Source organism: Mesorhizobium sp. LNJC391B00, assembly GCF_000502535.1.
Taxonomy (GTDB): Bacteria; Pseudomonadota; Alphaproteobacteria; order Rhizobiales; family Rhizobiaceae; genus Mesorhizobium.
This window is the reverse complement of the sequence record NZ_AYWI01000017.1, coordinates 1-19,246: the sequence shown is the minus strand read 5'-3', so window position 1 is coordinate 19,246 and position 19,246 is coordinate 1. Positions and strand designations below refer to the sequence as shown.

At 64.1% G+C, this 19,246-nt stretch carries 29 protein-coding genes and 1 tRNA gene; 22 read left to right on the top strand and 8 right to left on the bottom strand.

Annotation, left to right across the window (positions count from 1 at the left end; translation table 11 throughout):
* Positions 1-307: 307 nt before the first annotated feature.
* A tRNA-Lys gene (locus X750_RS137545) sits at positions 308-383 on the top strand.
* Positions 384-506: 123 nt separating this feature from the next.
* On the opposite strand, the gene X750_RS1000000166655 is transcribed toward X750_RS137545, so the two are convergent.
* Positions 507-716: a hypothetical protein gene (locus X750_RS1000000166655; RefSeq protein WP_156932469.1), complete on the bottom strand. Its 210-nt coding sequence runs from the start codon at positions 714-716 to the stop codon at positions 507-509.
* A gap of 336 nt (positions 717-1,052) precedes the next feature.
* Between X750_RS1000000166655 and X750_RS137555 the strand changes: the two genes are divergently transcribed.
* Positions 1,053-1,256, top strand: a complete 204-nt coding sequence (locus X750_RS137555) for an Arc family DNA-binding protein (RefSeq protein WP_023748723.1) — start codon at positions 1,053-1,055, stop codon at positions 1,254-1,256.
* 3 nt (positions 1,257-1,259) lie between these two features.
* Here X750_RS137555 and X750_RS137560 read toward each other — a convergent pair whose 3' ends face one another.
* The 6 genes from X750_RS137560 to X750_RS137580 all read right to left on the bottom strand — a co-directional run bounded on the left by X750_RS137560 (position 1,260) and on the right by X750_RS137580 (position 4,852).
* On the bottom strand, positions 1,260-2,615 hold the full coding sequence (locus X750_RS137560; protein ID WP_023748722.1) for a hypothetical protein: 1,356 nt from the start codon (positions 2,613-2,615) through the stop codon (positions 1,260-1,262).
* A 64-nt stretch (positions 2,616-2,679) separates the two neighbouring features.
* Positions 2,680-2,934 carry a hypothetical protein gene (locus X750_RS137565; RefSeq protein WP_023748721.1) on the bottom strand — a complete coding sequence of 85 codons (255 nt, stop codon included), beginning with the start codon at positions 2,932-2,934 and terminating at the stop codon, positions 2,680-2,682.
* Positions 2,935-3,308: 374 nt separating this feature from the next.
* Positions 3,309-3,461, bottom strand: a complete 153-nt coding sequence (locus X750_RS1000000166105; protein ID WP_023748719.1) for a hypothetical protein — start codon at positions 3,459-3,461, stop codon at positions 3,309-3,311.
* On the bottom strand, positions 3,458-3,742 hold the full coding sequence (locus X750_RS137570; RefSeq protein WP_023748718.1) for a hypothetical protein: 285 nt from the start codon (positions 3,740-3,742) through the stop codon (positions 3,458-3,460). Before X750_RS137570 ends, X750_RS1000000166105 begins: the two co-directional genes overlap by 4 nt.
* Entirely contained in the window at positions 3,739-4,017 is a 279-nt protein-coding gene (locus X750_RS137575; RefSeq protein ID WP_023748717.1) for a hypothetical protein, read from the bottom strand. The genes X750_RS137570 and X750_RS137575 overlap by 4 nt, the downstream gene beginning before the upstream one ends.
* Before the next feature lie 271 nt (positions 4,018-4,288).
* Entirely contained in the window at positions 4,289-4,852 is a 564-nt protein-coding gene (locus tag X750_RS137580; protein WP_198021018.1) for a hypothetical protein, read from the bottom strand.
* A gap of 160 nt (positions 4,853-5,012) precedes the next feature.
* Here X750_RS137580 and X750_RS137585 point away from each other — a divergent pair, with 160 nt between their 5' ends.
* From X750_RS137585 to X750_RS137640, 17 genes are all read left to right on the top strand, one after another.
* The gene (locus tag X750_RS137585; RefSeq protein WP_023748715.1) at positions 5,013-5,237 is read left to right on the top strand and encodes a hypothetical protein; all 225 of its coding nucleotides are present in this window, start codon (positions 5,013-5,015) and stop codon (positions 5,235-5,237) included.
* On the top strand, positions 5,237-5,617 hold the full coding sequence (locus X750_RS137590) for a hypothetical protein (protein WP_023748714.1): 381 nt from the start codon (positions 5,237-5,239) through the stop codon (positions 5,615-5,617). The genes X750_RS137585 and X750_RS137590 overlap by 1 nt, the downstream gene beginning before the upstream one ends.
* Positions 5,595-6,077: a hypothetical protein gene (locus X750_RS137595; RefSeq protein ID WP_031243616.1), complete on the top strand. Its 483-nt coding sequence runs from the start codon at positions 5,595-5,597 to the stop codon at positions 6,075-6,077. Before X750_RS137590 ends, X750_RS137595 begins: the two co-directional genes overlap by 23 nt.
* Positions 6,074-6,472 (top strand): hypothetical protein, encoded by a 399-nt coding sequence (locus X750_RS0133800; RefSeq protein ID WP_023748712.1) that lies wholly within the window; start codon positions 6,074-6,076, stop codon positions 6,470-6,472. The genes X750_RS137595 and X750_RS0133800 overlap by 4 nt, the downstream gene beginning before the upstream one ends.
* Positions 6,469-6,741: a DUF2312 domain-containing protein gene (locus tag X750_RS137600; RefSeq protein ID WP_023748711.1), complete on the top strand. Its 273-nt coding sequence runs from the start codon at positions 6,469-6,471 to the stop codon at positions 6,739-6,741. Before X750_RS0133800 ends, X750_RS137600 begins: the two co-directional genes overlap by 4 nt.
* On the top strand, positions 6,741-7,049 hold the full coding sequence (locus X750_RS137605; protein ID WP_023748710.1) for a hypothetical protein: 309 nt from the start codon (positions 6,741-6,743) through the stop codon (positions 7,047-7,049). Before X750_RS137600 ends, X750_RS137605 begins: the two co-directional genes overlap by 1 nt.
* On the top strand, positions 7,046-7,885 hold the full coding sequence (locus tag X750_RS0133795) for a hypothetical protein (protein WP_023748709.1): 840 nt from the start codon (positions 7,046-7,048) through the stop codon (positions 7,883-7,885). The genes X750_RS137605 and X750_RS0133795 overlap by 4 nt, the downstream gene beginning before the upstream one ends.
* The gene (locus tag X750_RS0133790) at positions 7,882-8,550 is read left to right on the top strand and encodes a hypothetical protein (RefSeq protein ID WP_156932467.1); all 669 of its coding nucleotides are present in this window, start codon (positions 7,882-7,884) and stop codon (positions 8,548-8,550) included. Before X750_RS0133795 ends, X750_RS0133790 begins: the two co-directional genes overlap by 4 nt.
* On the top strand, positions 8,547-9,713 hold the full coding sequence (locus X750_RS137610) for a toprim domain-containing protein (protein ID WP_198021017.1): 1,167 nt from the start codon (positions 8,547-8,549) through the stop codon (positions 9,711-9,713). The genes X750_RS0133790 and X750_RS137610 overlap by 4 nt, the downstream gene beginning before the upstream one ends.
* Complete coding sequence (locus tag X750_RS137615; RefSeq protein ID WP_023748707.1) at positions 9,713-10,012, top strand: DUF2829 domain-containing protein; 300 nt, start codon at positions 9,713-9,715, stop codon at positions 10,010-10,012. Before X750_RS137610 ends, X750_RS137615 begins: the two co-directional genes overlap by 1 nt.
* A gap of 29 nt (positions 10,013-10,041) precedes the next feature.
* Positions 10,042-10,242: a hypothetical protein gene (locus tag X750_RS1000000166100; RefSeq protein WP_156932465.1), complete on the top strand. Its 201-nt coding sequence runs from the start codon at positions 10,042-10,044 to the stop codon at positions 10,240-10,242.
* On the top strand, positions 10,239-10,931 hold the full coding sequence (locus X750_RS137620; protein WP_156932464.1) for a hypothetical protein: 693 nt from the start codon (positions 10,239-10,241) through the stop codon (positions 10,929-10,931). The genes X750_RS1000000166100 and X750_RS137620 overlap by 4 nt, the downstream gene beginning before the upstream one ends.
* Positions 10,932-10,968: 37 nt before the next feature.
* Entirely contained in the window at positions 10,969-11,235 is a 267-nt protein-coding gene (locus X750_RS03370; RefSeq protein WP_023748705.1) for a hypothetical protein, read from the top strand.
* 74 nt (positions 11,236-11,309) lie between these two features.
* Positions 11,310-13,181 (top strand): hypothetical protein, encoded by a 1,872-nt coding sequence (locus tag X750_RS137625; RefSeq protein WP_023748704.1) that lies wholly within the window; start codon positions 11,310-11,312, stop codon positions 13,179-13,181.
* Complete coding sequence (locus tag X750_RS137630) at positions 13,181-13,381, top strand: hypothetical protein (protein WP_023739946.1); 201 nt, start codon at positions 13,181-13,183, stop codon at positions 13,379-13,381. Before X750_RS137625 ends, X750_RS137630 begins: the two co-directional genes overlap by 1 nt.
* 661 nt (positions 13,382-14,042) lie before the next feature.
* Positions 14,043-14,687: a hypothetical protein gene (locus X750_RS137635; protein ID WP_023748703.1), complete on the top strand. Its 645-nt coding sequence runs from the start codon at positions 14,043-14,045 to the stop codon at positions 14,685-14,687.
* A 300-nt stretch (positions 14,688-14,987) separates the two neighbouring features.
* Complete coding sequence (locus X750_RS137640) at positions 14,988-16,601, top strand: hypothetical protein (RefSeq protein ID WP_023748702.1); 1,614 nt, start codon at positions 14,988-14,990, stop codon at positions 16,599-16,601.
* Here X750_RS137640 and X750_RS1000000166570 read toward each other — a convergent pair.
* Positions 16,579-16,941, bottom strand: coding sequence for a hypothetical protein (locus X750_RS1000000166570; protein ID WP_198021015.1), 363 nt, complete (start codon positions 16,939-16,941; stop codon positions 16,579-16,581). The two genes, X750_RS137640 and X750_RS1000000166570, sit on opposite strands and share 23 nt — an antisense overlap.
* A 40-nt stretch (positions 16,942-16,981) precedes the next feature.
* On the opposite strand from X750_RS1000000166570, the gene X750_RS1000000166095 reads away from it, so the two are divergent.
* From X750_RS1000000166095 to X750_RS137655, 3 genes are read left to right on the top strand one after another with little or no spacing between them, the layout of a single operon-like run.
* Positions 16,982-17,176, top strand: coding sequence for a hypothetical protein (locus X750_RS1000000166095; protein ID WP_156932463.1), 195 nt, complete (start codon positions 16,982-16,984; stop codon positions 17,174-17,176).
* A complete protein-coding gene (locus X750_RS137650) occupies positions 17,176-18,780 on the top strand; it encodes a portal protein (RefSeq protein WP_023748700.1) in 1,605 nt (534 codons plus the stop codon). The genes X750_RS1000000166095 and X750_RS137650 overlap by 1 nt, the downstream gene beginning before the upstream one ends.
* On the top strand, positions 18,777-19,145 hold the full coding sequence (locus X750_RS137655; protein WP_156932462.1) for a hypothetical protein: 369 nt from the start codon (positions 18,777-18,779) through the stop codon (positions 19,143-19,145). The genes X750_RS137650 and X750_RS137655 overlap by 4 nt, the downstream gene beginning before the upstream one ends.
* The last annotated feature ends 101 nt before the right edge of the window (positions 19,146-19,246 follow it).

Sequence of the window (19,246 nt, the reverse complement as noted above, 5' to 3'; positions counted from 1 at the left end):
GGGTGGTTGACGTCCCTTGTGAGACGAAAACGGCCCGCTCGTGCGATGGTTCCCACCAAAACAGTAAGTTGCTGATTTGTAATGTTTCTCGAATTCGGCGCGTGAGAAAAGGCGCGTCTCGCGCGCCAACAGATCGAAGCGGCGACCACGTTGCGGGAGCGGCTCACCGGGCTGGTGACGACGCAATTTGCGGCGCGTCTGGCGATGGCTGAAACCCCGGTCGAAGGGCCATCTTTTTCCGGTTGACCGGTCGCGGCACTCTCCCTATGTTCCGCGCAATTTCGAGGGCGGCCTTTAGAGCCCGCGGGAGCGCGTAGCTCAGCCGGTAGAGCAACTGACTTTTAATCAGTAGGTCTCGGGTTCGAACCCCGACGCGCTCACCAAAGTTTCACGTGTAACATCAATATCTTACCGGTTTTGCGTTTGGAACAGATGCGGAACCGTGCGACTTTTTGCGACCCGTGCGACTTCGAAAAGTCGCACGGGCGTTCTGCGGTTGTTCCGGCCTATGCGGCGAGTCTCATTAACAGGCTGACATCGCGGTTGGCGGCCGCGATCTTATCGAGGACTGAATGGCAGAGGCTGATAGCGGAATGCTGCAGCAGCTCCTGCTGGTGGTCTTCGACGTTCTCCGAAATAAAAATCAGCGCGGCCAGCAAGTCATGGCTTTCGGCCAAATGCTGATCGATCCGTTGGACGGCTTCGTTCTGTGACACTTCCTTAGTTTTCCTCGTGCGGTGTGGGTTGCCTGCCCGGCCCTCGGCCGCCAGGGCAATGCTTTGTTGCTTGCCGAACTTAAACCTTGCGAAATATCGCCGCTTCTTCCCCGTCCAAGGGAAACTGCAAAGACCCCGCCGCTGGTCGTGCTCGTCCCGCTTCGAACGGCGGGTTGACTTAGGGTGAACGACATACCCGGTTCTATCAATCACCGAAATGTGACTCGCCGTTGCGCCATGTGATTAGCGGGGACAATAGGTGCCACACGGTGGGCCTTTTAGCCCACCGTGTGGATGCATTTCAGAGGCTTAAGGACTCGGCCATAAGAACGGGCAATGCCTGATCCGATCACATTCCACGCCCGCCTGCCCGCATCGCTGCTCAAGCGGTTGAAGATCGCCGCTGCCGAGGACGGGCGCAGCATGAATGCCGAGATCGTGGCGAGGCTGGTGAAGTCGTTCGAACTCACTGAGGCCGAACGCGAGCAGGTTAAGGCGCTGCTGGCGCAAGCGCAGGCCGTGATTGACGGATCAAGCTAGCCGCTAAATCCCGAACTCCGTTTCGCCGCCGGCCTCGTACCAGCTGACCATCTTCTTGATTGCCGCGTCGGCCATTTCCGGATGCACGGCCAGATAATGTTTCAGCACGCGCGTGGCGCTCGACAGGCTGTGGCCGGTGATGGCGCAGATTTCGGGAATGGTGCAGCCGGCCAGCGCCAGCCAGGTCACCGCCGTGTCGCGCAGATCGGGCTCCTGAAAATCGGCCAGGGTCGGGCAAGGCTTGATGATCCAGTCAACGCCATTGTCGGCGCGGATGCCGGCAACGGCGATGTCGCGCACCTTGGCGAACACATGGCTGTAGTGCTGGCCTTCGAAGGGTTGCCAGCGGCAGATGCCATAGCGCTTGTCGACATGCTCATTGAGGATCACGCGCTTGAACCGGCGCTCGATCGCCGGGCGCTCGTCGGCCTCCGCGCCCAGCAGGGCTTCGGCCTTGGCGGCGCGGCGGCGCTCGACCGATGCCGCAAGCCGGCGCTCAAGCTCCGGCGATTCCAGCACCCACACGATGGCGCCGGTCTTGGCCTGGCGGAAATGCCGGCGGCCTTTCTGCAGGCCGATGTCGATCAGGTCGAGCCGATCGCGCTGGCGCTGGCCGGTCCAGACGCCCAGCATGGTCATGTCGCCACTCTCCGGCACGCCGATGTGATCAGCGACGGCGACCAGCGTTTCAATCTCGGTGCGGGTGCCGAAGCGGATGCGCGGCGGCGGCGTCGCCATCTGCAGATCCTGCGCCGGGTTGACGCCAAGGTTTTCGCGGAAGGTGAATTTGCCGCGCCGCTTGCCCCAGCCCAGCGCGATCGACAGCACGGCGATGGCTCCGCGTGCGGTGGAGATCCCGCGCGCCGCCACAAGCGCCTCGTAGAGCCCGAACAGCACTGGCTGCGAGAGCGCGTCGACCGGCGAGGCGTAGAGCGATGGGTCATAGTCCTCGATCACGCGCGCCTTCTGCCGATAGTCCTTGATGGTTTTCGGCGCATATATGTTGCGCGCCGCGATCTGGCGCTGGCGCTCGGCCTGGTCGGCCGGCATCTGGAATTTCAGCGAGGCAAACCAATCTTCGAAAAGCTGGCCGACGCTGTAGAGCTTTCCGCGCGCCGGCGTCGGCGCTGCCTTGGCCGGTGCGGCCGCCTTGGTCTCCTTCACCAGCTGCTTGCAGAACGCGTCCGACCAGTCGATGGCCTCGCCGCGGCTGAACCAGGCGCCATCCTCGTGGCGCAAATCCTTGCCGGCGTAGCCAGCGTCGCGCAGCTGGCGGCCGGGCTGGAAGCGCGGCCGGCCGTCGCGCCATGAGACGTGCTTGATTGAGGCTGGCTTTGTGCGGGTAGAAGACTGGCGCATCGGTGTGGCTCCCGTTTCGCCCGCGAGGGTGAATCGCGTGGGGTGAAATGTCAAAGGGCAGCGCTCAAGCCCAGCCCGCCAAGAATTTTTCCAACGCACCCGCCACCTGATTGCGGTCGCCGTCCGGGTCGGGTTGGTCAGAGAGGATTTCCGCCACCAACTTCGCGGCGTCGCAGAGCTTCTCCAGCGGCTCGACATCGGGGTGGAATTCGTAGTCCATCCATTCGCCCTCACGGGCATAGCGTAGCAGCTCCGCTATCGCTTCTGCCGCTTGGGCGGCCGCCGCCATTGCCAGGCTCTGCTTGTTGGTCAAGTCCATGTTGGCTCCTTCGTAAAGAAAAAGGCCGGGGTGCCATTCGCGGCAACCCCGGCCAGCTGCGCCTACGCCAGAAACGGAACGCGGCGATGAAGTGCCCGGCAGGTACGCGAGCGTTGGGGAACGGCTCATCCTGTCGGGTGGGCGAAGGCGCGAGGTCAAAGCGCGATCGACCAGAAAGTTGCCCGGCAGAATGAGAGGGGGGACTGTCTCATTCTGCCGGGCTGACCAGCCGCCAACGCGGGGGCGGCAAACGGCTGGTCAATTCATTCGCCGGGCCGGCCCTGTATCAGGCTGGTCAGCGCATGACGCCAAGGCCGGTGACGATGGAGCCGATCGCGGCGCCGGCGAGCAGGCCGATGGCGAGGGCGAAGGTTTCAGCGGTCATGGTGCCTCCTTTGGGGAAGATGCTCATAGCGAACCTCGAAGCCGCAGCGCACCGGCTGTGGCCGCCAGTAGGCCAGCGAGACGGCGCAGCCAAGCAGGAAGGCGATCGAGCCGCCGGCGCCGAGCATGAGCAGGAACGTCATGCGGCCTTCCTCCGGCGCTGTTCGGCGACCGTCAGCGTGTTGCGGCCGACGCCGGTGATTTCGGGGCGGGTCTTGCCGCCATAGATGCGGTGGTTGACCAGGCCCATGGCGGCCAGCGTCGACATCATGTCGAGGGTGACGCGCGGCGAGCCGCCGGCGCGCCAGCCGTTCTTGCAGCGGATCAGGCGATAGTCGCGCACGACGAACAAAGCGGCTAGCTGGCGATCGGTGATGTCGCGCGGGTCGACCTGCGAGGCCGACGCGATTTCAGCGAGGGTCATGGTGTTGCTCCGTAGCGTTCAAGAAGGGCCTTGGCGGCGGCGCTGATGGCGTCGACCTGCCCTTCGTTCTGGTTGGCGGGCAGAAGCGCGGGCAGCTGCCCGGCCGAACGCAGCCACACTTCGACAGCCCGACGCGGCCACACATCGCCGGTGGGGATTTTTCGCGGGAAGCCTTCGCGCTGGTGAAGCTTCAGCCAGTTTCGCTTCAGCCACGCCGCCGGCCGCCCGATCGCCTGGGCGACCTCTTCGATTGGTGCGGTTTCGTCGGTGAGCATCGGGAAAGGTCCGCGTGTGAGTCGCGGATTACAATAAGCGAGTTTGCTTATTACGCAAGTAGCGCGCTGATTGAAGCTTTGTGACGCTGATTTTCGGCGTTGCCTGGGCGCGCAAAGATGCTGCCGCGCAAGCCGCATCGGCGCGCGCGCTTTGTCAGGTGTGGTGTTCGGAGAAGCGCGCGCGCTTTGTCAGGTGTGAGATTCGAGAAAGCGCGCGCGCTTTGTCAGGTGCTAACCCGGAAAACAGCGCGCGCGCTTTGTCAGGTGCTGATTATTGGCGCGGACGGATAACGCCGCACTCGACGCCCATGATGACGACGCGGTCATCATCGACCGTTTCCGGCCGGCCTGGTCCCATCTTGGAAGAATGGGTGGTGATGAACGGCGGATCGAACCGCCGCATCACGCTTTCGGTGCGCTGGGTGACCGGATCGGTCAGCTGCGCCACGACGATGTCGCCGGCCTTCGGGCGGCGGTTCTGGTCGATCATCAGGATATCGCCGGGCAAGATGCCAAGCTGGTCAAGGGCCCAGCCCTTCATCAGCCACGGCTCGACGCCGTTGCGATTGCCTTTGTGGGCGGCGATCGCCGTGTTGACCCAATCCGGCAGGGCGCCGTCCTGGCGCGCGTCATATTTAACCGTCTCGCTTTCACCGAAGCCCGGTAGCCGTCGCTGGCCCGGCAGCACGTTTTTGGGGATGCCGGAGTAAACGGCTATCGCCTCTATGGTTCGTTCGGTGACCGACAGCTTGCCCGACTTGTCGTTGATGTAGCGGGTGACGGTGGACGCGGCGAGGCCGGCGTTCAAGGCAAGGTCCGACAGCGAAAGGTTCATGTACCGGGCAACCGCCCGGATCCATTCTTTCGTATCGTGCGGCTCCACCATGGCACGCACAATAGTTTGTGGACTCACTGAAACGCGCACACACACCACACTTGCCTAATCAGCAAACTCGCTTATCACAGTGAGCGAATGAGCGGCAAGGTGATTCGCGGTGCTTGATTTTTCCGACATCGAAATTCGGCGTGAGACTGCCCGTATCGAGCAGAAGGAACTGTGCGAGCGCGCCGGCGTCCATCACCAGACCTATTCGAAGCTGAAAAACAGGCCGGGCGCGCAGGGCGCGACCGAAAACACCCTCAAGAAACTGAAGTTCGCGCTCGATGCCCTGGTGGCCGAACGCATGCGCAAGCTTGCCGAAACCACAGGGGAAGGCTGATGCGCGCCATGGCCGTCATGGTCGACGTGCGCGACCTCGGCGCCGCCGGGGTTTCGGCGCGCCGGGTGGTCGGCCTGCTGGATGACAACGTCACGATCGGCGTCTGCTCGATGCGTGACGGCGACAAGCTTGCCGACACCGAACTTGAATTCAACCTGGGCGAGGCCGCGCATTTGGCCGAGCTGATCCTTTCGGGCGACCAGCGGGCGAAAACCACGCCGGGGCTTGCCCGCATTCTTTCCGCCTCGGTCGCCGTGTTGTTCCGCGTCTCGCTCGCGGCTGGGGCTCTGCAACGCCAATACGAGGACTTTGATGGCGGAGACGCTGGACATCTGGACGATCAACCGGAAGCGGGCAGTGAAGAAGATCCCGATCGCTAGGCTGTGCTTGCAGGCCGGGGTGTCGACACGCGCCTTTTTCGAAGGGCTGAAGGGCACCAAGGAAACGCGCCCCGACACGCTGGCGAAGCTCAACGCGGCGCTGGGCCGCTCGAAAATGCAGTTTGCCGGCGAGCATGGGCCGGCGACGACGCACGGGGCCTTCAAGGTGTGCCTGATCTACGCCGCCGCCGAGCTGAAACAGAACCCGAAGGCGGTGCTGGCCAGCGATCCTTCGCGCAAGGCGACAAGCGACCCGGTGTGGCAGGCGGCGGCGGAAGTCCGGCAGGTCGCGTTCTGGATCGCCACCCGCATGCTGGGCTTCGCGCAAGCCGATGTCGGCCGCGCCGCCGGCGTGACGCGCGCGGCGGTGAGTGAAGCGATCAAGGCGCTGGAAGACCAGCGCGACCACGACAAGCAGCTGGACAGGCTTTTGAGCCACATCGAGGAGGTGTTTTCGTGAGCTATGAAGCATGGGGCGAACCCGACGACAGTCCATTCGACGCCGCGATTGAGGCCGGCTGGCTCGATCCGAAGGACATGAGCAAGGCGCTGCTCGACGTGATGAACGAGCGCGATCGGCAGTGGAACGAAGAAAATTTCGATCCTGCGCACGATGACCGTTACCTCAATTTCGAATTGGGCAAGGCCGCCGCCGCCTATCTTGGCGAAGCGATCATCAAGGATGCCACGCGGGCCGATCATTCCAAGCGCGATTTCCCGCCTGGCGTCTGGCCTTGGCACAGGAATTGGTGGAAGCCAAAAGACCGCCGGCGCGACCTCGTCAGAGCTGGCGCGCTGATCATCGCAGAAATCGAACGGCTGGACCGCGCCGCCGCCAAGGCGGTGACGCCGTGAACAAGCGCAGCAAGGAAGACGTCACGGAAACCAGCCAGACGGTTGCGGCCGGCCAGCTGCGCGCCATTGTCGAGCGCATCGAGCGGCTGAATGAGGAAGCCAAGGCGATCGGCGACGACAAGAAGGAAATCTTCGCCGAGGCGAAGGGCACCGGTTTCGACACCAAGGCGATCAAGTCGCTGATCCGGCTGCGCCGCATGGACCCTGCCGCCCGGCAGGAGGAAGAAAGCATCCTCGACCTCTACAAAGCCGCGCTGGGGATGGTGTGATGGGCGACGCGCTGACCCTCGAAGCGCTGCTTGCCTCTGTCCGGCCGCTGCTCGACCTGCCGCCGAACCCGTTGGCCGGCGTTAACGAGCTGCGCTGCTGCGACACCATGCTGGCGGATGCTCGCAGGCTACGGGATGACGCATTCTGCCATCAGCGTTCGCCGTTCACAGGAGGTACGGAACACCTTTACGGCGTGCGAATTGTTGCGTCTGCCATCGTGCCGCCTGGCTTTATCGTGGCGATGAAGCCGGGCAAGAACGGCCCGGAAGTCGCATTCATCGTCGGTCCTGAAAAGGCCAAGACATGAACGCGCGCACCAACAGCACCGCCGTCATGCAGCGGCGCCATGATCCGGCTGACAGTCTGGATTTCTTCCCGACGCCGCCCTGGGGCACGCGCGCCTTTTGCACGCACGTGCTGCCGCGTTTCGAGACGCCGGATGCGAGCACCGGCCTGGTGCCGTTGACGGCGGCCGATCCGTGCTGCGGGCAGGGCCATATGGCGCTCGTCCTGCGCGAATATTTCCCGCTGGTGACGGCGACCGACATTTTCGACTACGGCTTCGGCGGGGTGACCGATTTCCTGCATCCCGACCACGCCCAAGCGCCGCGCGACTGGTTCTTTTTCAACCCGCCGTTCAATCTGGGGCTGGAATTCATCCTGCACGGGCTTGAACTGGCGACGCGCGGTGTCGCGGTGCTGGTGCGCACGGCGTTTCTGGAAGGCGAGGGGCGCTATGACAAGCTTTTCGACCGGCGGCCGCCAAACCTGATTGCGCAATATTCCGAGCGCATGCCGATGCATCGCGGCCGCTGGGTGATCGAAGGCAAGAGCGCCACCGCCTATTGCTGGCTGGTCTGGCACAAATTCAGCCCGCGCGCGGCCGATCCGGCCTTCATGTGGATCCCGAAATCGCGCCGCACGCTGACCCGCAAGGATGATTGGGAGCGTTTTGGCGGCTGCGTCGACCTGCCGAAAGACCATGCGGTCATGAAGGCGATTGAAGATCTCGCCAAAGCGAAGGTCTACCGCGAACCGGTGCTGACCATCGCCCAGGTGCGGGCCGAGAAAGCGGCGCTTGAAGGCCGGCCGGTGCCGGCGTCACTCGGCGATATCGCCCGCGAGCTGGGGCGGCTGCTGTGAAATCGCTGCGCGTCCTGATTGGCTGCGAGATTTCCGGCATCGTTCGCAGGGCCTTCCTCGATCGCGGGCATGACGCCTGGTCGTGCGATCTGTTGCCCAGCCAGGACGGCAGCAACCGGCACATCATCTGCGATATCCGCCAGATCCTGAATGACGGCTGGGATTTGCTGGCCGTCATGCATCCGCCTTGCACCCGGCTGTGCCGCTCCGGCCGCCGCTGGCTGTCTGGGCCCGGCAAGATGACACCGCCGAAAAAGCTGCCGCGCGGCCGCACATGGGAAAGCATGATCGAGGAATTCGAGCAGGGCGTTGACCTGTTCAAAACCTGCTGGCACGCGCCGATCGGCGCCGTGGCGATTGAAAACCCCGAAATGCACGATCTTGCCAAGGCGCGCATGCCTGACGATCTGCCAGCGCCTCACATGGTCCAGCCGTTCTGGTTCGGTCACCCTGAATACAAGGGCACCGGCTGGTATCTGCGCGGGCTGCAGCCGCTGGTCGAGACCGATCGTCTGGCCGAGCCGGCGAAGGGCAGCGACGAATGGAAGGCCTGGAACCGTGTCTGGCGCATGTCGCCGAGCAAGGATCGTGGGCAAGAGCGCAGCCGCTTCTTTGGCGGCATGGCCGACGCAATGGCGCTGCAATGGGGAGCGCAGGCGGCATGACCGGCGATCTCGACATCATCAAGTCCGGCTTGATCGACCGCATCGAGGCCGTCTGCGAACGCCTGCTGCCGGATGGCAAGCCCGAAGGCGGCCTGTGGGTGGCGTGGAACCCGATCGAGCATGACCAGAAGCCCGGCCGCCTGCCGGCGCTGAAAGTGCGCATTCGCAATGGCGATATCGGCGCGTGGAGCTGCTGGCGATCGGGCGCGAAAGGCGACGTGCTGAAACTGGTCGCCTATGTCGAGCGCACCGACATCAAGGGCGCGCTGGCATGGGGCCGCGATTTTCTCGGCATCCGCTCGATGTCGCCGGCCGAGCGGCAGAATTTGCGCAAGGCCGAAGTGGTGCGCCAGAAGGAGCGCGACCACAAGGCCGAGCGCGCCAGGCTGTTCAAGCTGCAGAGCGCCGACCAGCTGTTTTTCGCCAAGCCGAGCGACAAGGAAACCGGCCCGGCCTGGTGCCCGCAAGGCACGTTTGCCTATGGCGAGGGCACGGCGGCCGAGCTGCACGCCAAGGCGTACTTTCGCGGCCGTGGCGTCGACCTCGACGCTATTCCCAATCTCAACCGCTATTCCTTCCGGTTCTCGCCGGCGACGGAATGGTGGAAGGGCGCGCGCTACGAGAATTCGGACGGCCGGCGCTGGAAGGCCGAGCGCGGGCCGCTGTTTCCGGCCATGCATTCGGCGATGCGCAACCGCATGGGCATCGTGACCGCCTGCCACATCACCTTTTTCGACCCGGTCAAGCCGAAGAAAGCGCCGGTGACGCCGGCGAAGCTGATGTGGGGCGAGGCGCTGGGCGCCGTCATCGAAATTTCCATGGGGCCGAACGCCGTGCCGTTCTGGATGGCCGATCGCGACGGCCTGGTGCCCGATCCGGTCGTGGTCGGCGAGGGCATCGAGACGGCGGCCAGCTTTTCGCAGCCGGTGCCGGAAGCGCGCGTGTGGGCCGGCGGCTCGCTCGCCGGCGTCGGCTCGGCGCCGATCGACCTCGCCTGCATCGAGTGGGCGCTGTTCGCGCGCGACAACAACGCCGGCAACGCCCAGGCGCAAAAGCAGTTCGATCAAGCACTCGCCGGGCTCGAACGCCACGGCAAGACAGTCGTCGTGGAAGCCAGCCATGTCGGCGATGATTTCAACGATCTGGCGCAAGGAGAAGAATGATGGATTTCGGAAAAGCCTTGGACGCGCTCAAGGAAGGCAAGCGCGTGAGCCGATCCGGCTGGAATGGCAAGGGCATGTTCCTGTTCCTCGTCGCCGGCTCCAACTTCACCGTCAACCGAGAGCCGCTGGCGTCGATCGTCGGCATGGGCTCCGAAATCACCTATCGGCCGCACATCGACATGAAAGACGCCGAAGGCAAGGTGGTGCCGTGGCTGGCCTCGCAGACCGACATGCTGGCCGAAGATTGGGACGTGGTGTCGCTGGCCGTCCAGGCCGACCGCGTGAAAGTGGAGGTTTAGGATTATGGGACGCAACAGAGGAAGCAAGAATGTCAAAGCGCCGATCGCCGCCAAGGCCAAAACGCCGGCCGACGCTGGAACAACTGATGTGGCCAAAGCGGGCGATGCCGGCGGCGCCGCGCAACCTGCTGCCGACCAGCATGCTGCTGTCGCAGGTGCGGCGGTATCGCAACAGCCAGGTGCGGTGGCACCGGCCGATGACAATCAGGCAGGCGAAACACGAGTATTGAGCGATAGCAAGCTGGCGCCACAGTATCGGTGCCACAAGCAGGTGCGAGCGCTCAAACTGACCGACATCACGCGCAATCTTGACACCGGGCAGGTTACGCTGACGCCGGAAGACAAGAGCCATGCGCCATTCGATGCGCCTCCGGGCTGGTATGAGCGTTTCCATGGGAGCGACAACGACACAGGCTATTTCGTCCAATACGAGGACGGCTTTGCGTCATGGTCGCCGACCGAGCCATTCGAGGACGGCTACAGCTTGCTGCCGGACGATGAACGCGACGGTCTGACCTTCAAATCGCCGCTCGACATCGCCGAGCTGGCGCGCGGCGTCGCCGGCGCCGCCCGGTTCTTCGCCGATGGCGCGGTAGGCAAGCCGGGCCTGTTCGATCGTGAAGAAGCCGCCATCATGGCCGATTTCGTGCGCGGCAATCCCGACGCGCCGGTGGAAGCCATGTTCATCCACCTTGGCCTGCAGAAACGCTATCCGCGCACCGAACCCAACACGGCCGACCGCTTCGTGCTGGGGCTGTTCCATGCGGCGGCCAGTGCGGCGATCAAGTTCGAAGCCGAGCGCGCGGCCGAGGAAGCCGCCGCCCAGGCCAAGCCGGAACCGTCCGGCCGCTGGCCCGGCGAGGGCGCCATGCAACCGTCCGATCCGGTTTTCGCGCCGACCGGCTTTTCCCCTCGCTGACTGTCTATCCGGCTCTAAACCCAAGGAGAGAAATCTAATGGAAGTGGCTACTATCGAAGGGGCAACCCACAATCCCGGCGCTCCGGCTAACTGGACGCCGTCCAATGGGCCATGCGGCACGCTGCCGATCCGGCTTCAAAAGGATACTTACGGCAATCCGGAATGCGTGAGCGCTTGGAAGCCCAGCCCGGAAGAGATCAAGACCCTCTCGGACGGGGGCTTCATCCTACTGAAAGTGGTCGGCTGGCAAGTGCCGGTGTGGATATCCGTCGCCGACCAAGACGCGGCCAAAACGCCGCGCTAGGTCGGTCTAGCGCGACGCCCGCCGGCCAACGACGCCGGCGGGCTTTTTCTCCCAGCATGGAATGACAGGCAGCAATGGCGAAGGCGCAGACACAGACCGGTTCGAAGGCAATCCGTGCCGCCTTTGCCGATGCCAAGCGGGCAAAGGATGAGGCCGACGCGCTGTCGGCGATCGACCCGGACCCGAATTTGCCGCGCGACGGCATCAACCCCGGCATGTGGGAAGGCGCGCCGTTCGACTCGATGCCGCCGGACTGCCCGGTCAAAGTCGTCGGCCGCGATTCGGACGGCCTGGTCTATTGCATTTCCGCCACCGGCCACATGCGCCGCGTCGAGCGCTGGGACATGCCGGCGCTGTCCGACCTGTTCGCGCCAAAGCTCAACAGCCTGATGTGGGCATGGCCCGGCTGGGGCAAGAAGGATGTTTGGGACGCCGAGCAGGAGAAAATGGTCTCGAAAAAGATCGTCAACCGCGTCGAGCGCGACAAATGCATGATGGCGATCATCAACGAGGCTTCGCGCAAGCCCGACTTCGACCCGAACACGCAACACCGGGGCCGTGGCGGCTGGGTGGACAACCACGGCCGCTTCGTCTGGCATTCGGGCGGCTGGCTGTGGCTGGTCGACGGCAAGAAGCTGGAACAGGCGCGCCCGGCCCAGCATGACGGGTTTTTGTACACCAAGCAGGCAACGACGATCGAGCCATGGGCCGAGCCCGTCACCCAGGAGGAAAGCCCGGCCCGGCGCATCCTCGAAGATCTCCGCACATGGAACTGGCAGCGGCCATACCTCGACCCGGTGCTGGTGCTGGGCTGGATCGCCACGGCATTGATGGGCGGCGCCTTGCGGGCGCGGCCGATCATCTTTGCCACCGGCGGCGCCGGCGTGGGAAAAAGCCGGCTGCAGGAGGTTGTCAGCTCGGCGCTGGCCGGCGCCGTGACGCAATCGGTCAACACCACGGCCGCCGGCGTCTACCAGAAATCGAAAACCGACAGCCTGCCGTTCATGATCGATGAGCTGGAAAGCAAGCCCGGCTCGACCAGGTCGGAAAGCATCATCGAGCTGGCGCGTGTTGCCTATACCGGCGGCGATATCAGCCGCGGCGGCCAGGATCACCAGGCGACTACGTTCACGGCGCGCAACTCGTTCTTTTTCTCGGCCATCATCCCGCCGCCCATGGGCGCGCAGGACAAGACCCGCATGGCGATGCTCAACCTTTCGCAGCTTGACCGGCCGGGCAAGAGCGGCCGCGACCTGGTGCTGAAGCCGGAGACGGACGGCCGCATGATCCTGCGGCAGATCATGGACGGCTGGAAAGAGTTCAACGATGTGCTGATGCCGGACCTTGCGACCATCCTGGGCGAGCGCGGGCTGTCCGCGCGGGCGATCGATACATTCGGCACGCTGCTGGCGGCAGCGCGGCTGCTGGTCGGCGATACCGTGCTCGAGGAAATCGGTTTGCCGATGACGGATGCTGCGCACCTGGGCGAGCTGATCGCCGAGGCGACGGCGGCCGACCGCACCGAAAATCTCGACCACTGGCACAAATGCATAGACACGCTGTTTCAGAGCCAGATCGACGCCTGGCGCGACGGCGTCAAGCCGACGATCGGCGGCGTGTGCGAAAAGCTGCGCATCGGCCCGGCGCAAGGCGGCTGGGACGAACGCGGCACGCGCGAACGGCTGGAGCTGGTCAGCCTTGGCTGTTTCGAGCGCGGCAAGGTGCCGAACGCCGGCGCGCTGCTGGCGGTGCCGGCCAACGCGCCGCAGCTGCACAGGATCTTCGCCGATACCGATTTCCACAAGGGCGGCTGGTACACGGCGCTGAAACAGGCGCCCAAGGGCATCGTGCTGCCGGCGCGCAAGGTCAAAATCAACGGCAGCACCACGCATTGCCTGCTGATCGACCTCGATGCGTTTGAGAAGCATGTTGGAGCGGGGCTGTGATGGATGCGGGGCAGCTGGTCACCGCTGCAACGTTTTTCGACCGCATCGGCAACGACGATGAGCGCAATCACGACCGTCGGATATGGTGCGCCATGGCGATGTGGCGCTGGCGGCACGACTGGCGGCAGGCAGAGGCGGCCAGCGACTATGAGGCGCTTGATGGCCTCAATAGACAGTATGAAATGATCAACAGCCTCTGACCAGGCCGGCGCGCGACTAGCGCGCCTTGCAGCGCGATTCCCTTGCCCTGATGGATGATGAGCGCACCCAGCGCCTGCCTTGGCCTTGCTGTGCCCTGGTGCGCGGCGCTGATGCCATGCGTCACCTCAAGACAACTTGCAGCCTGGCAGGGCTGCGCCGCTTTCCCTATACCCGCCGCCACAGGCTGAATTGAATCGCGTTTTCAGGCGGTTTTCGAACCTATCCCGCGCCCGTTTCACCAAAGGAATCGCCGGGTCAAATCGTGCCATTTTGTCACCATTTCCCGCGCCCCATTTGACGCGCTTTGCCCCCACCCGACCAGCGATCAAGCGAGTTCCGCCGCGCCAAACCATGGCTTGCAATTGACGATAGGCGATTTGGGCGAGGCTGATTTCGCCGCTGACGGGATCGGGAGCGGTTACCGGGTTACCAGCGGGTTACCGCATGGGTAACCAGAAAAGCCCAAGGAAATCAACAACATGACTGTTTCGGTTACCGGTTCCCCGGCTAATGCAACCTCGCATCGCACGCGCGCGCGCATGCGCTGTATGAGGTAACCACGTAACCGGTAACCGCAGGGGTATATCCATTTGAATTATCTATCGAAAAGCCGGTTCCCGAACGGTAACCCGTCGCCTCGAACGGGAACCGGAATAAAAAATGGCACATGGTGCGAATTCGATGGCCGATAAGCTCGACCAGGGGCATCCAGACGCCCACACACCGCCGCCGGCCGAGCTGCCCGGCGCCGATCCGCTCGATCTCCTGGCCGGCTTGCCAGATGGCGAGGGCGTTGACGCCCTGGCGCTGGTCGCGGAAATCGTCGCTGCGCCAGCGAGGGCGCGGGGGAGGCCGCTCGGATCGCCCAACCGCAAGAACGGCGACATGATCCGCTACCTCGATGCGCGCGGCCATCGCGACCCGATGGTGACGCTGTCCATGCTGCAGTCGGCCGACTTCGGCGCGCTGTGCAAGCTGGTAGGCGCCGCCGGCGCAAAGCAGAAGATCGCGGTGCTGGGCATCATTCGCGGCGCGGCGGCCGACCTGATGCCATACCGCCATGCGAAGATCCCGCAGCAGCTCGACCTGGTCGTGCCCGGCCAGCGGCCGCTGATGGTGTTCGGCAACGTCGAGCAGCTGCAAGTCGTGGCCGATGGCGACGGATACATGAGCGCTGGGCTCATGCCCGATCGGGCCGAAAAAGCCAATGAAATCAATGGCGATGCCGTGCGACAACCAGCTGACAAGTCGCACGAGAACGCTAACCCGTTGAATACCAACGACAAAGCCGGGTTGAACGACTGATTGCAAATCAGTTGCGCGATTGAAAACAGGAATCGCGAGGGCAGTTCTCGTGCACGTGCGCGCGAGGCCGGCGCCGGCTGGTGTGCCGCCTCGACCCCGCCCCCATGCCTCGACCAGGCCGAACCGGCGCGCCCGAATTTCGAAAATCGCAGGGGCCCCCCACCGCCCACGGGCGTTGCGTCGCACACACGCGACCTATTCCGCAGGCTCGCAATGGACTCGCTGGCGGCGGAAATAAATTTACCGCGCTGAATCGGGACGCGGGCACGCGGGCCGGGCGCAAATCGAGGGCCGAGGGTCATGGGTACAGGGTCGGATTACACGCCGGATTTCGACATCAAGCGGTTCAAGCCGGCCGGTCCAGTCTGTGAAGCCTTCATCAACAGCAACGGCCCTTTCGACTTCATCAGAGGGCCATGGGGCAGCGGCAAAACGGTCAGCGCCGTGTTCAAGATCGCCAACAAGGCGGGCACGCTGTTTCCGGTCTGCAAGGATGGCAAGATCAACGTCCGGTGCGCGGCCGTGCGCGAAACCTACCGCGAGCTGGCCAAGACCGCGCTGCCGACCTGGCTGCGCTTCTTCCCCAAATACGGGCCATACACGGCGAAGGAAAAGGATGCCTACTCCGGCGGCCAGGACCGGCCGGTAAACCACATCCTTGAATGGGATGTGCTGCGCAAATGGCCGGACGGCTGGAAAGAAACGACCGTCCGGCTGGAAATGCAGTTCGGCGCGATCGGCTCGGAAAATCTCGAAAGCTTCTTCAAGGGCTACGAAATTTCCTTTGGCTGGCTGAACGAATGCGACACGATGCATGAGGACGTGCCGGGCCTGCTGTTCGGCCGAACGGGCCGTTTCCCGCCGCGCGACACGATCATGGAATGGGAGGGTGAACGGCTCGGCTATGAGGTCGACCCCGACACCGGCAACAAGGTGATCAAGATCCCGCGCATGGTGTTCGGCGACTTCAACCCGCCGGATGAGGTCAACTGGACCTACAAGCGCGAGATCGAGGAACCGGAGAAGTGGCCGGGCTACAATTTCTTCGCCCAGCCGTCCGGCCTTGCCGCCAATGCCGAGAACCGCGACCGCAAGACCAGGGCGGATTACGAGGCCGAGGAACGCGGCTTCGGCGGGCCGAAAGCGGCCGACAGTATCCGCAACGTGCACGGCAAGTATGCGCCAAAGAAAGTCGGCACGATCATCTATGACACCTTCGACCTGATGGTGCATCGCTCTAACGAGTTGCTGGCTCCCATTCCGGGCCTGCCGATCTATCTAGGGTTCGACGGCGGCGGCCGGCCGGCGCTGGCGCTCGGCCAGTTCCTGCCCGATGGGCGGTTGCGAGCGTTGCGCGAAATCGTCTCGCAGCCGGACGTGGTGACGGGCGCCACGCGCTTCGCCACCTATTGCGTCGAGCTGCTGTTGAGCGACGATTTCCGTGGCTTCCGCATCGGGGGTGCCTGGGGCGATCCGTCCGATTTTGAAGGCGCTGACCGCATCCAGGGCGAGCTGGCGTTCATGCAGACGGTCAGCCAGGCGATCGGCGTCATGATCATGCCGACCGAAACCAACGACATCCATTCGCGCACGGAAGCTTTGCGCTGGTACTTCGGCATGGAAGACGCCAACACGCCGCGGTCGATCTGGGACCCGCGATGCAAGACATCTATCCGGGGCTTCGTGTCGCAGTATCACCTCACCAAGCAGGCCAGCGAGGGCAAGACTGGCACGCTGGAAATTGACAAGAACGAATATTCCCACTCGATCAATGCCTGGGAATATCTGGCCTATGGTCGGCGCGGCCGGACGGCGGTGATCAGGGAAGGCGCCCAGGCAGGCCGGCCGAACAATGTGGTGCCGCTGAAGTCCGTCACCGCCCGGTCAGATTTCAATGTCTTCGACACCCGCTGACTGGCGCATCGTCTCGCCGGCGCCGCGCATTGCCGCGCTCGACCTCGCGGGCGCAGGTGCACGTGTGAGGCGCACGGTTCTTTCGCAGGTTCGCAACTTCGAAACGGTCGCCATCTATCGCGGCGACGACTGCATGGCCGTGGTCTACTTCGGTCGGGATGGCTGGCGCCGCACCGAAATGGCGCTGTCGATCGCCCCGGCGGCGCGCCAGCACATGGGCCGGCTTGTCCGAATGGCGCAATTGACGCTTTTTGCCATGGCCGAAACTCACCTCATCGTCGCCCGCATCCGGCCCAGCAACCACGCCGGCCAGCGCATGGCGATGCTCGTTGGCTTCCATGCGCATAAATCCGGCGTGTGGATTTTGAGGAAGGCTAGACATGAGCTCGATCCTAAATCCCGGCGCGGAAGCCAAGAAAGCGGCGGCCGCGCAGAAGGCGCAGCAGGCGGTGGCGAATGACCGCCAGCTGGCCGAGCTGCGCAATGCCGACGCCACCAGCGGCGCGACCAGGCGCAACCCGCGCGGCCGCCGGCTGTTCGTGACGGACCCGGCCTCCAAGGCCGATTTGAGCTAATGGCCGACATCGTGGACGGCACGCCGGTCGCCCAGCAGCGCGCCCGCTCCAAGCAGGTTTGGACGAACCGAAGCGGCTGGGATTCGCTGTACAGCGAAGCCTATGACTATGTGCTGCCGAACCGGCGGCCAGGCGGCACGGGCAAGACTAAAGCCCCCACGCAGATGATTTTCGACATGACCGGGCCGAATTCGGCCATGCATTGCGCCGGCGAGATCCAGCGCCAGATTTTCCCGGCCTCGACGCCGTTCAATCTCGAAACAGGCCCGCTAGTCGCCTCGCATCTGTCGGCGGCGGAAAAAACCGAGTTCGACAAGAAGCTGCAGGGCGTCGCCAGCTTCGTTTATCCGTTCATGAAAACCGGCGATTTCGACACGTCGATGCACGAATGCTGCACCGATCTGACGGTCGGCACCGGCGTGGTCTTGCCGTTGCGCGGCCCGTCGATCAACGAGCCGCTGCGCTTCGTCTGCGTTCCCCAGGACGAAGTGGCGATCGGGCAGGATGCCTGGGGGCGCGTGAACTATGCCTCATGGAAACGCTGCAATCTCGGCCGCGAGGCGGTGGTTGAGGCATGGCCGAAAGGCGTTTTCACAGACGAGTTCAAACGGCTGGCCAAGGAAAAGCCCTACGACGAAATCGTGCTGTTTCAGGATTTCTACCGGTTGCCCGATGGCCGCTGGCGCTTTTGCGTTTATCTCGAGACGGATGGCGGTTTCATCGCCCAGGAGACGACGCGCACCCAGCCGATCGCCGTTGCGCGCTTCTACCGCTGGCCGGGAGAGGCCTATGGGCGCGGCCCGGTGCTGTTCGCGCTGCCGACCATCAAGACCGTCAACAAAGCGCAGGAACTGACGCTGAAGGCGGCCGCCATCCAGCTGCTCGGCATCTGGGGCTTTAGGGCCGGCGGCACGTTCAACCCCGACACCGTGCGGCTCGGCCCCGGCGAGTTCTGGCCGATGCAGTCGACCGGCGGCCTGCTCGGTCCTGATGTCCAGCGGCTCGACACGGCGAGCGGCCGCATCGATGTGGCGAAGATGATCATCGGCGACGGCCAGCGCCAGATCCGCGACGCGCTGCTGGACACCCGGATCTTCGACGATGGCGGCACGCCGGCGTCGGCGTCGGAAATGGCGCTGACCGCGCAGCAGAATTCGCGCGTGCATATCGGCGCCTATGGCCGGTTGAACGTCGAAATGCTGGGCACGATCGTGCCGCGCGCGATGGAAATCCTCAACGATTGGCAACTGCTGCCGCAGCTGATGAGCTTCAACCAGCTGCTGGTGTCGATGTACATCAATTCACCGATGGCGGCGGCGCTTAAGGCCGACCAGCTGGCGGCTTCGGTGAACTATTACAACCTGGTTGCGCAGACGGTCGGGCAAGATCGCGTGAACGAGGAAATCTCGATCGACCGCTATCTTGACCGCAGCCGGCAGGGCTTGCTGGTGCCGGCCGACATCGTCACCACGCCGGACGAAAAAGCGGCCGCGCAAAAAGAAAACGCCGATCGCCAGACGGCGGCGCTCGCCGCCCAGGCGGCGATCAAGGCCGCGCCGCAGCTGATCGACGCCGCAACCCAGCCGGAAGCACAAGCCGCATGAGTGGACCATTTGCGTTTTCGCGGCCGATGTTGGCCGTCGACCAGCTGCTTTCGTCAACGCCGGATTGGAGTGGCCTTAGCCAGGCGATGTTCCCGGCGAAGGTTGCCGACAATTTCGACCCTGGCGACGATATGAAGCTGGTGCTTTACCACTTCTACGGCAACGCAGAAGGGCGCCGGATCATCGAATGGCTGGCCGACCTGACGGTGCGCGCGCCATTCCCGCATGTCGGCTCGATGAAGGAAAGCGCGGCGCTGGCCGCCGCCAAGCATGAGGCACGAACAGCCGTCGGCTACGCGTTGCTGCGAGCGATCGCCGAGGGTGAAGAACTCTGGAAGCAGCAAACGAGGAGCCAAGACCCATGAAACATCTGCTTGAGAAGTATTTGCCCGTTCGCGAAGGCGAGGGCGCTGGCGGCGGCGGCGGCGGCGCGGCCGCTGCAGCGGCCGGCGGTGGAGATCCCGCC

Coding starts and splice junctions, on each gene's coding strand:
- X750_RS137570 (WP_023748718.1), bottom strand. CDS start 3,742: ATGACCCTCGCTGAAATCGCGTCGGCCTCGCAGGTCGACCCGCGCGAC.
- X750_RS1000000166095 (WP_156932463.1), top strand. CDS start 16,982: ATGAGCTCGATCCTAAATCCCGGCGCGGAAGCCAAGAAAGCGGCGGCC.
- X750_RS137610 (WP_198021017.1), top strand. CDS start 8,547: ATGACCGGCGATCTCGACATCATCAAGTCCGGCTTGATCGACCGCATC.
- X750_RS137555 (WP_023748723.1), top strand. CDS start 1,053: ATGCCTGATCCGATCACATTCCACGCCCGCCTGCCCGCATCGCTGCTC.
- X750_RS1000000166100 (WP_156932465.1), top strand. CDS start 10,042: ATGTCAAAGCGCCGATCGCCGCCAAGGCCAAAACGCCGGCCGACGCTG.
- X750_RS137580 (WP_198021018.1), bottom strand. CDS start 4,852: ATGAACCTTTCGCTGTCGGACCTTGCCTTGAACGCCGGCCTCGCCGCG.
- X750_RS0133795 (WP_023748709.1), top strand. CDS start 7,046: ATGAACGCGCGCACCAACAGCACCGCCGTCATGCAGCGGCGCCATGAT.
- X750_RS1000000166570 (WP_198021015.1), bottom strand. CDS start 16,941: ATGGAAGCCAACGAGCATCGCCATGCGCTGGCCGGCGTGGTTGCTGGG.
- X750_RS137650 (WP_023748700.1), top strand. CDS start 17,176: ATGGCCGACATCGTGGACGGCACGCCGGTCGCCCAGCAGCGCGCCCGC.
- X750_RS137630 (WP_023739946.1), top strand. CDS start 13,181: ATGGATGCGGGGCAGCTGGTCACCGCTGCAACGTTTTTCGACCGCATC.
- X750_RS137625 (WP_023748704.1), top strand. CDS start 11,310: ATGGCGAAGGCGCAGACACAGACCGGTTCGAAGGCAATCCGTGCCGCC.
- X750_RS137590 (WP_023748714.1), top strand. CDS start 5,237: ATGCGCGCCATGGCCGTCATGGTCGACGTGCGCGACCTCGGCGCCGCC.
- X750_RS137575 (WP_023748717.1), bottom strand. CDS start 4,017: ATGCTCACCGACGAAACCGCACCAATCGAAGAGGTCGCCCAGGCGATC.
- X750_RS137565 (WP_023748721.1), bottom strand. CDS start 2,934: ATGGACTTGACCAACAAGCAGAGCCTGGCAATGGCGGCGGCCGCCCAA.
- X750_RS03370 (WP_023748705.1), top strand. CDS start 10,969: ATGGAAGTGGCTACTATCGAAGGGGCAACCCACAATCCCGGCGCTCCG.
- X750_RS1000000166105 (WP_023748719.1), bottom strand. CDS start 3,461: ATGACGTTCCTGCTCATGCTCGGCGCCGGCGGCTCGATCGCCTTCCTG.
- X750_RS137640 (WP_023748702.1), top strand. CDS start 14,988: ATGGGTACAGGGTCGGATTACACGCCGGATTTCGACATCAAGCGGTTC.
- X750_RS137635 (WP_023748703.1), top strand. CDS start 14,043: ATGGCACATGGTGCGAATTCGATGGCCGATAAGCTCGACCAGGGGCAT.
- X750_RS137605 (WP_023748710.1), top strand. CDS start 6,741: ATGGGCGACGCGCTGACCCTCGAAGCGCTGCTTGCCTCTGTCCGGCCG.
- X750_RS137655 (WP_156932462.1), top strand. CDS start 18,777: ATGAGTGGACCATTTGCGTTTTCGCGGCCGATGTTGGCCGTCGACCAG.
- X750_RS137560 (WP_023748722.1), bottom strand. CDS start 2,615: ATGCGCCAGTCTTCTACCCGCACAAAGCCAGCCTCAATCAAGCACGTC.
- X750_RS137615 (WP_023748707.1), top strand. CDS start 9,713: ATGGATTTCGGAAAAGCCTTGGACGCGCTCAAGGAAGGCAAGCGCGTG.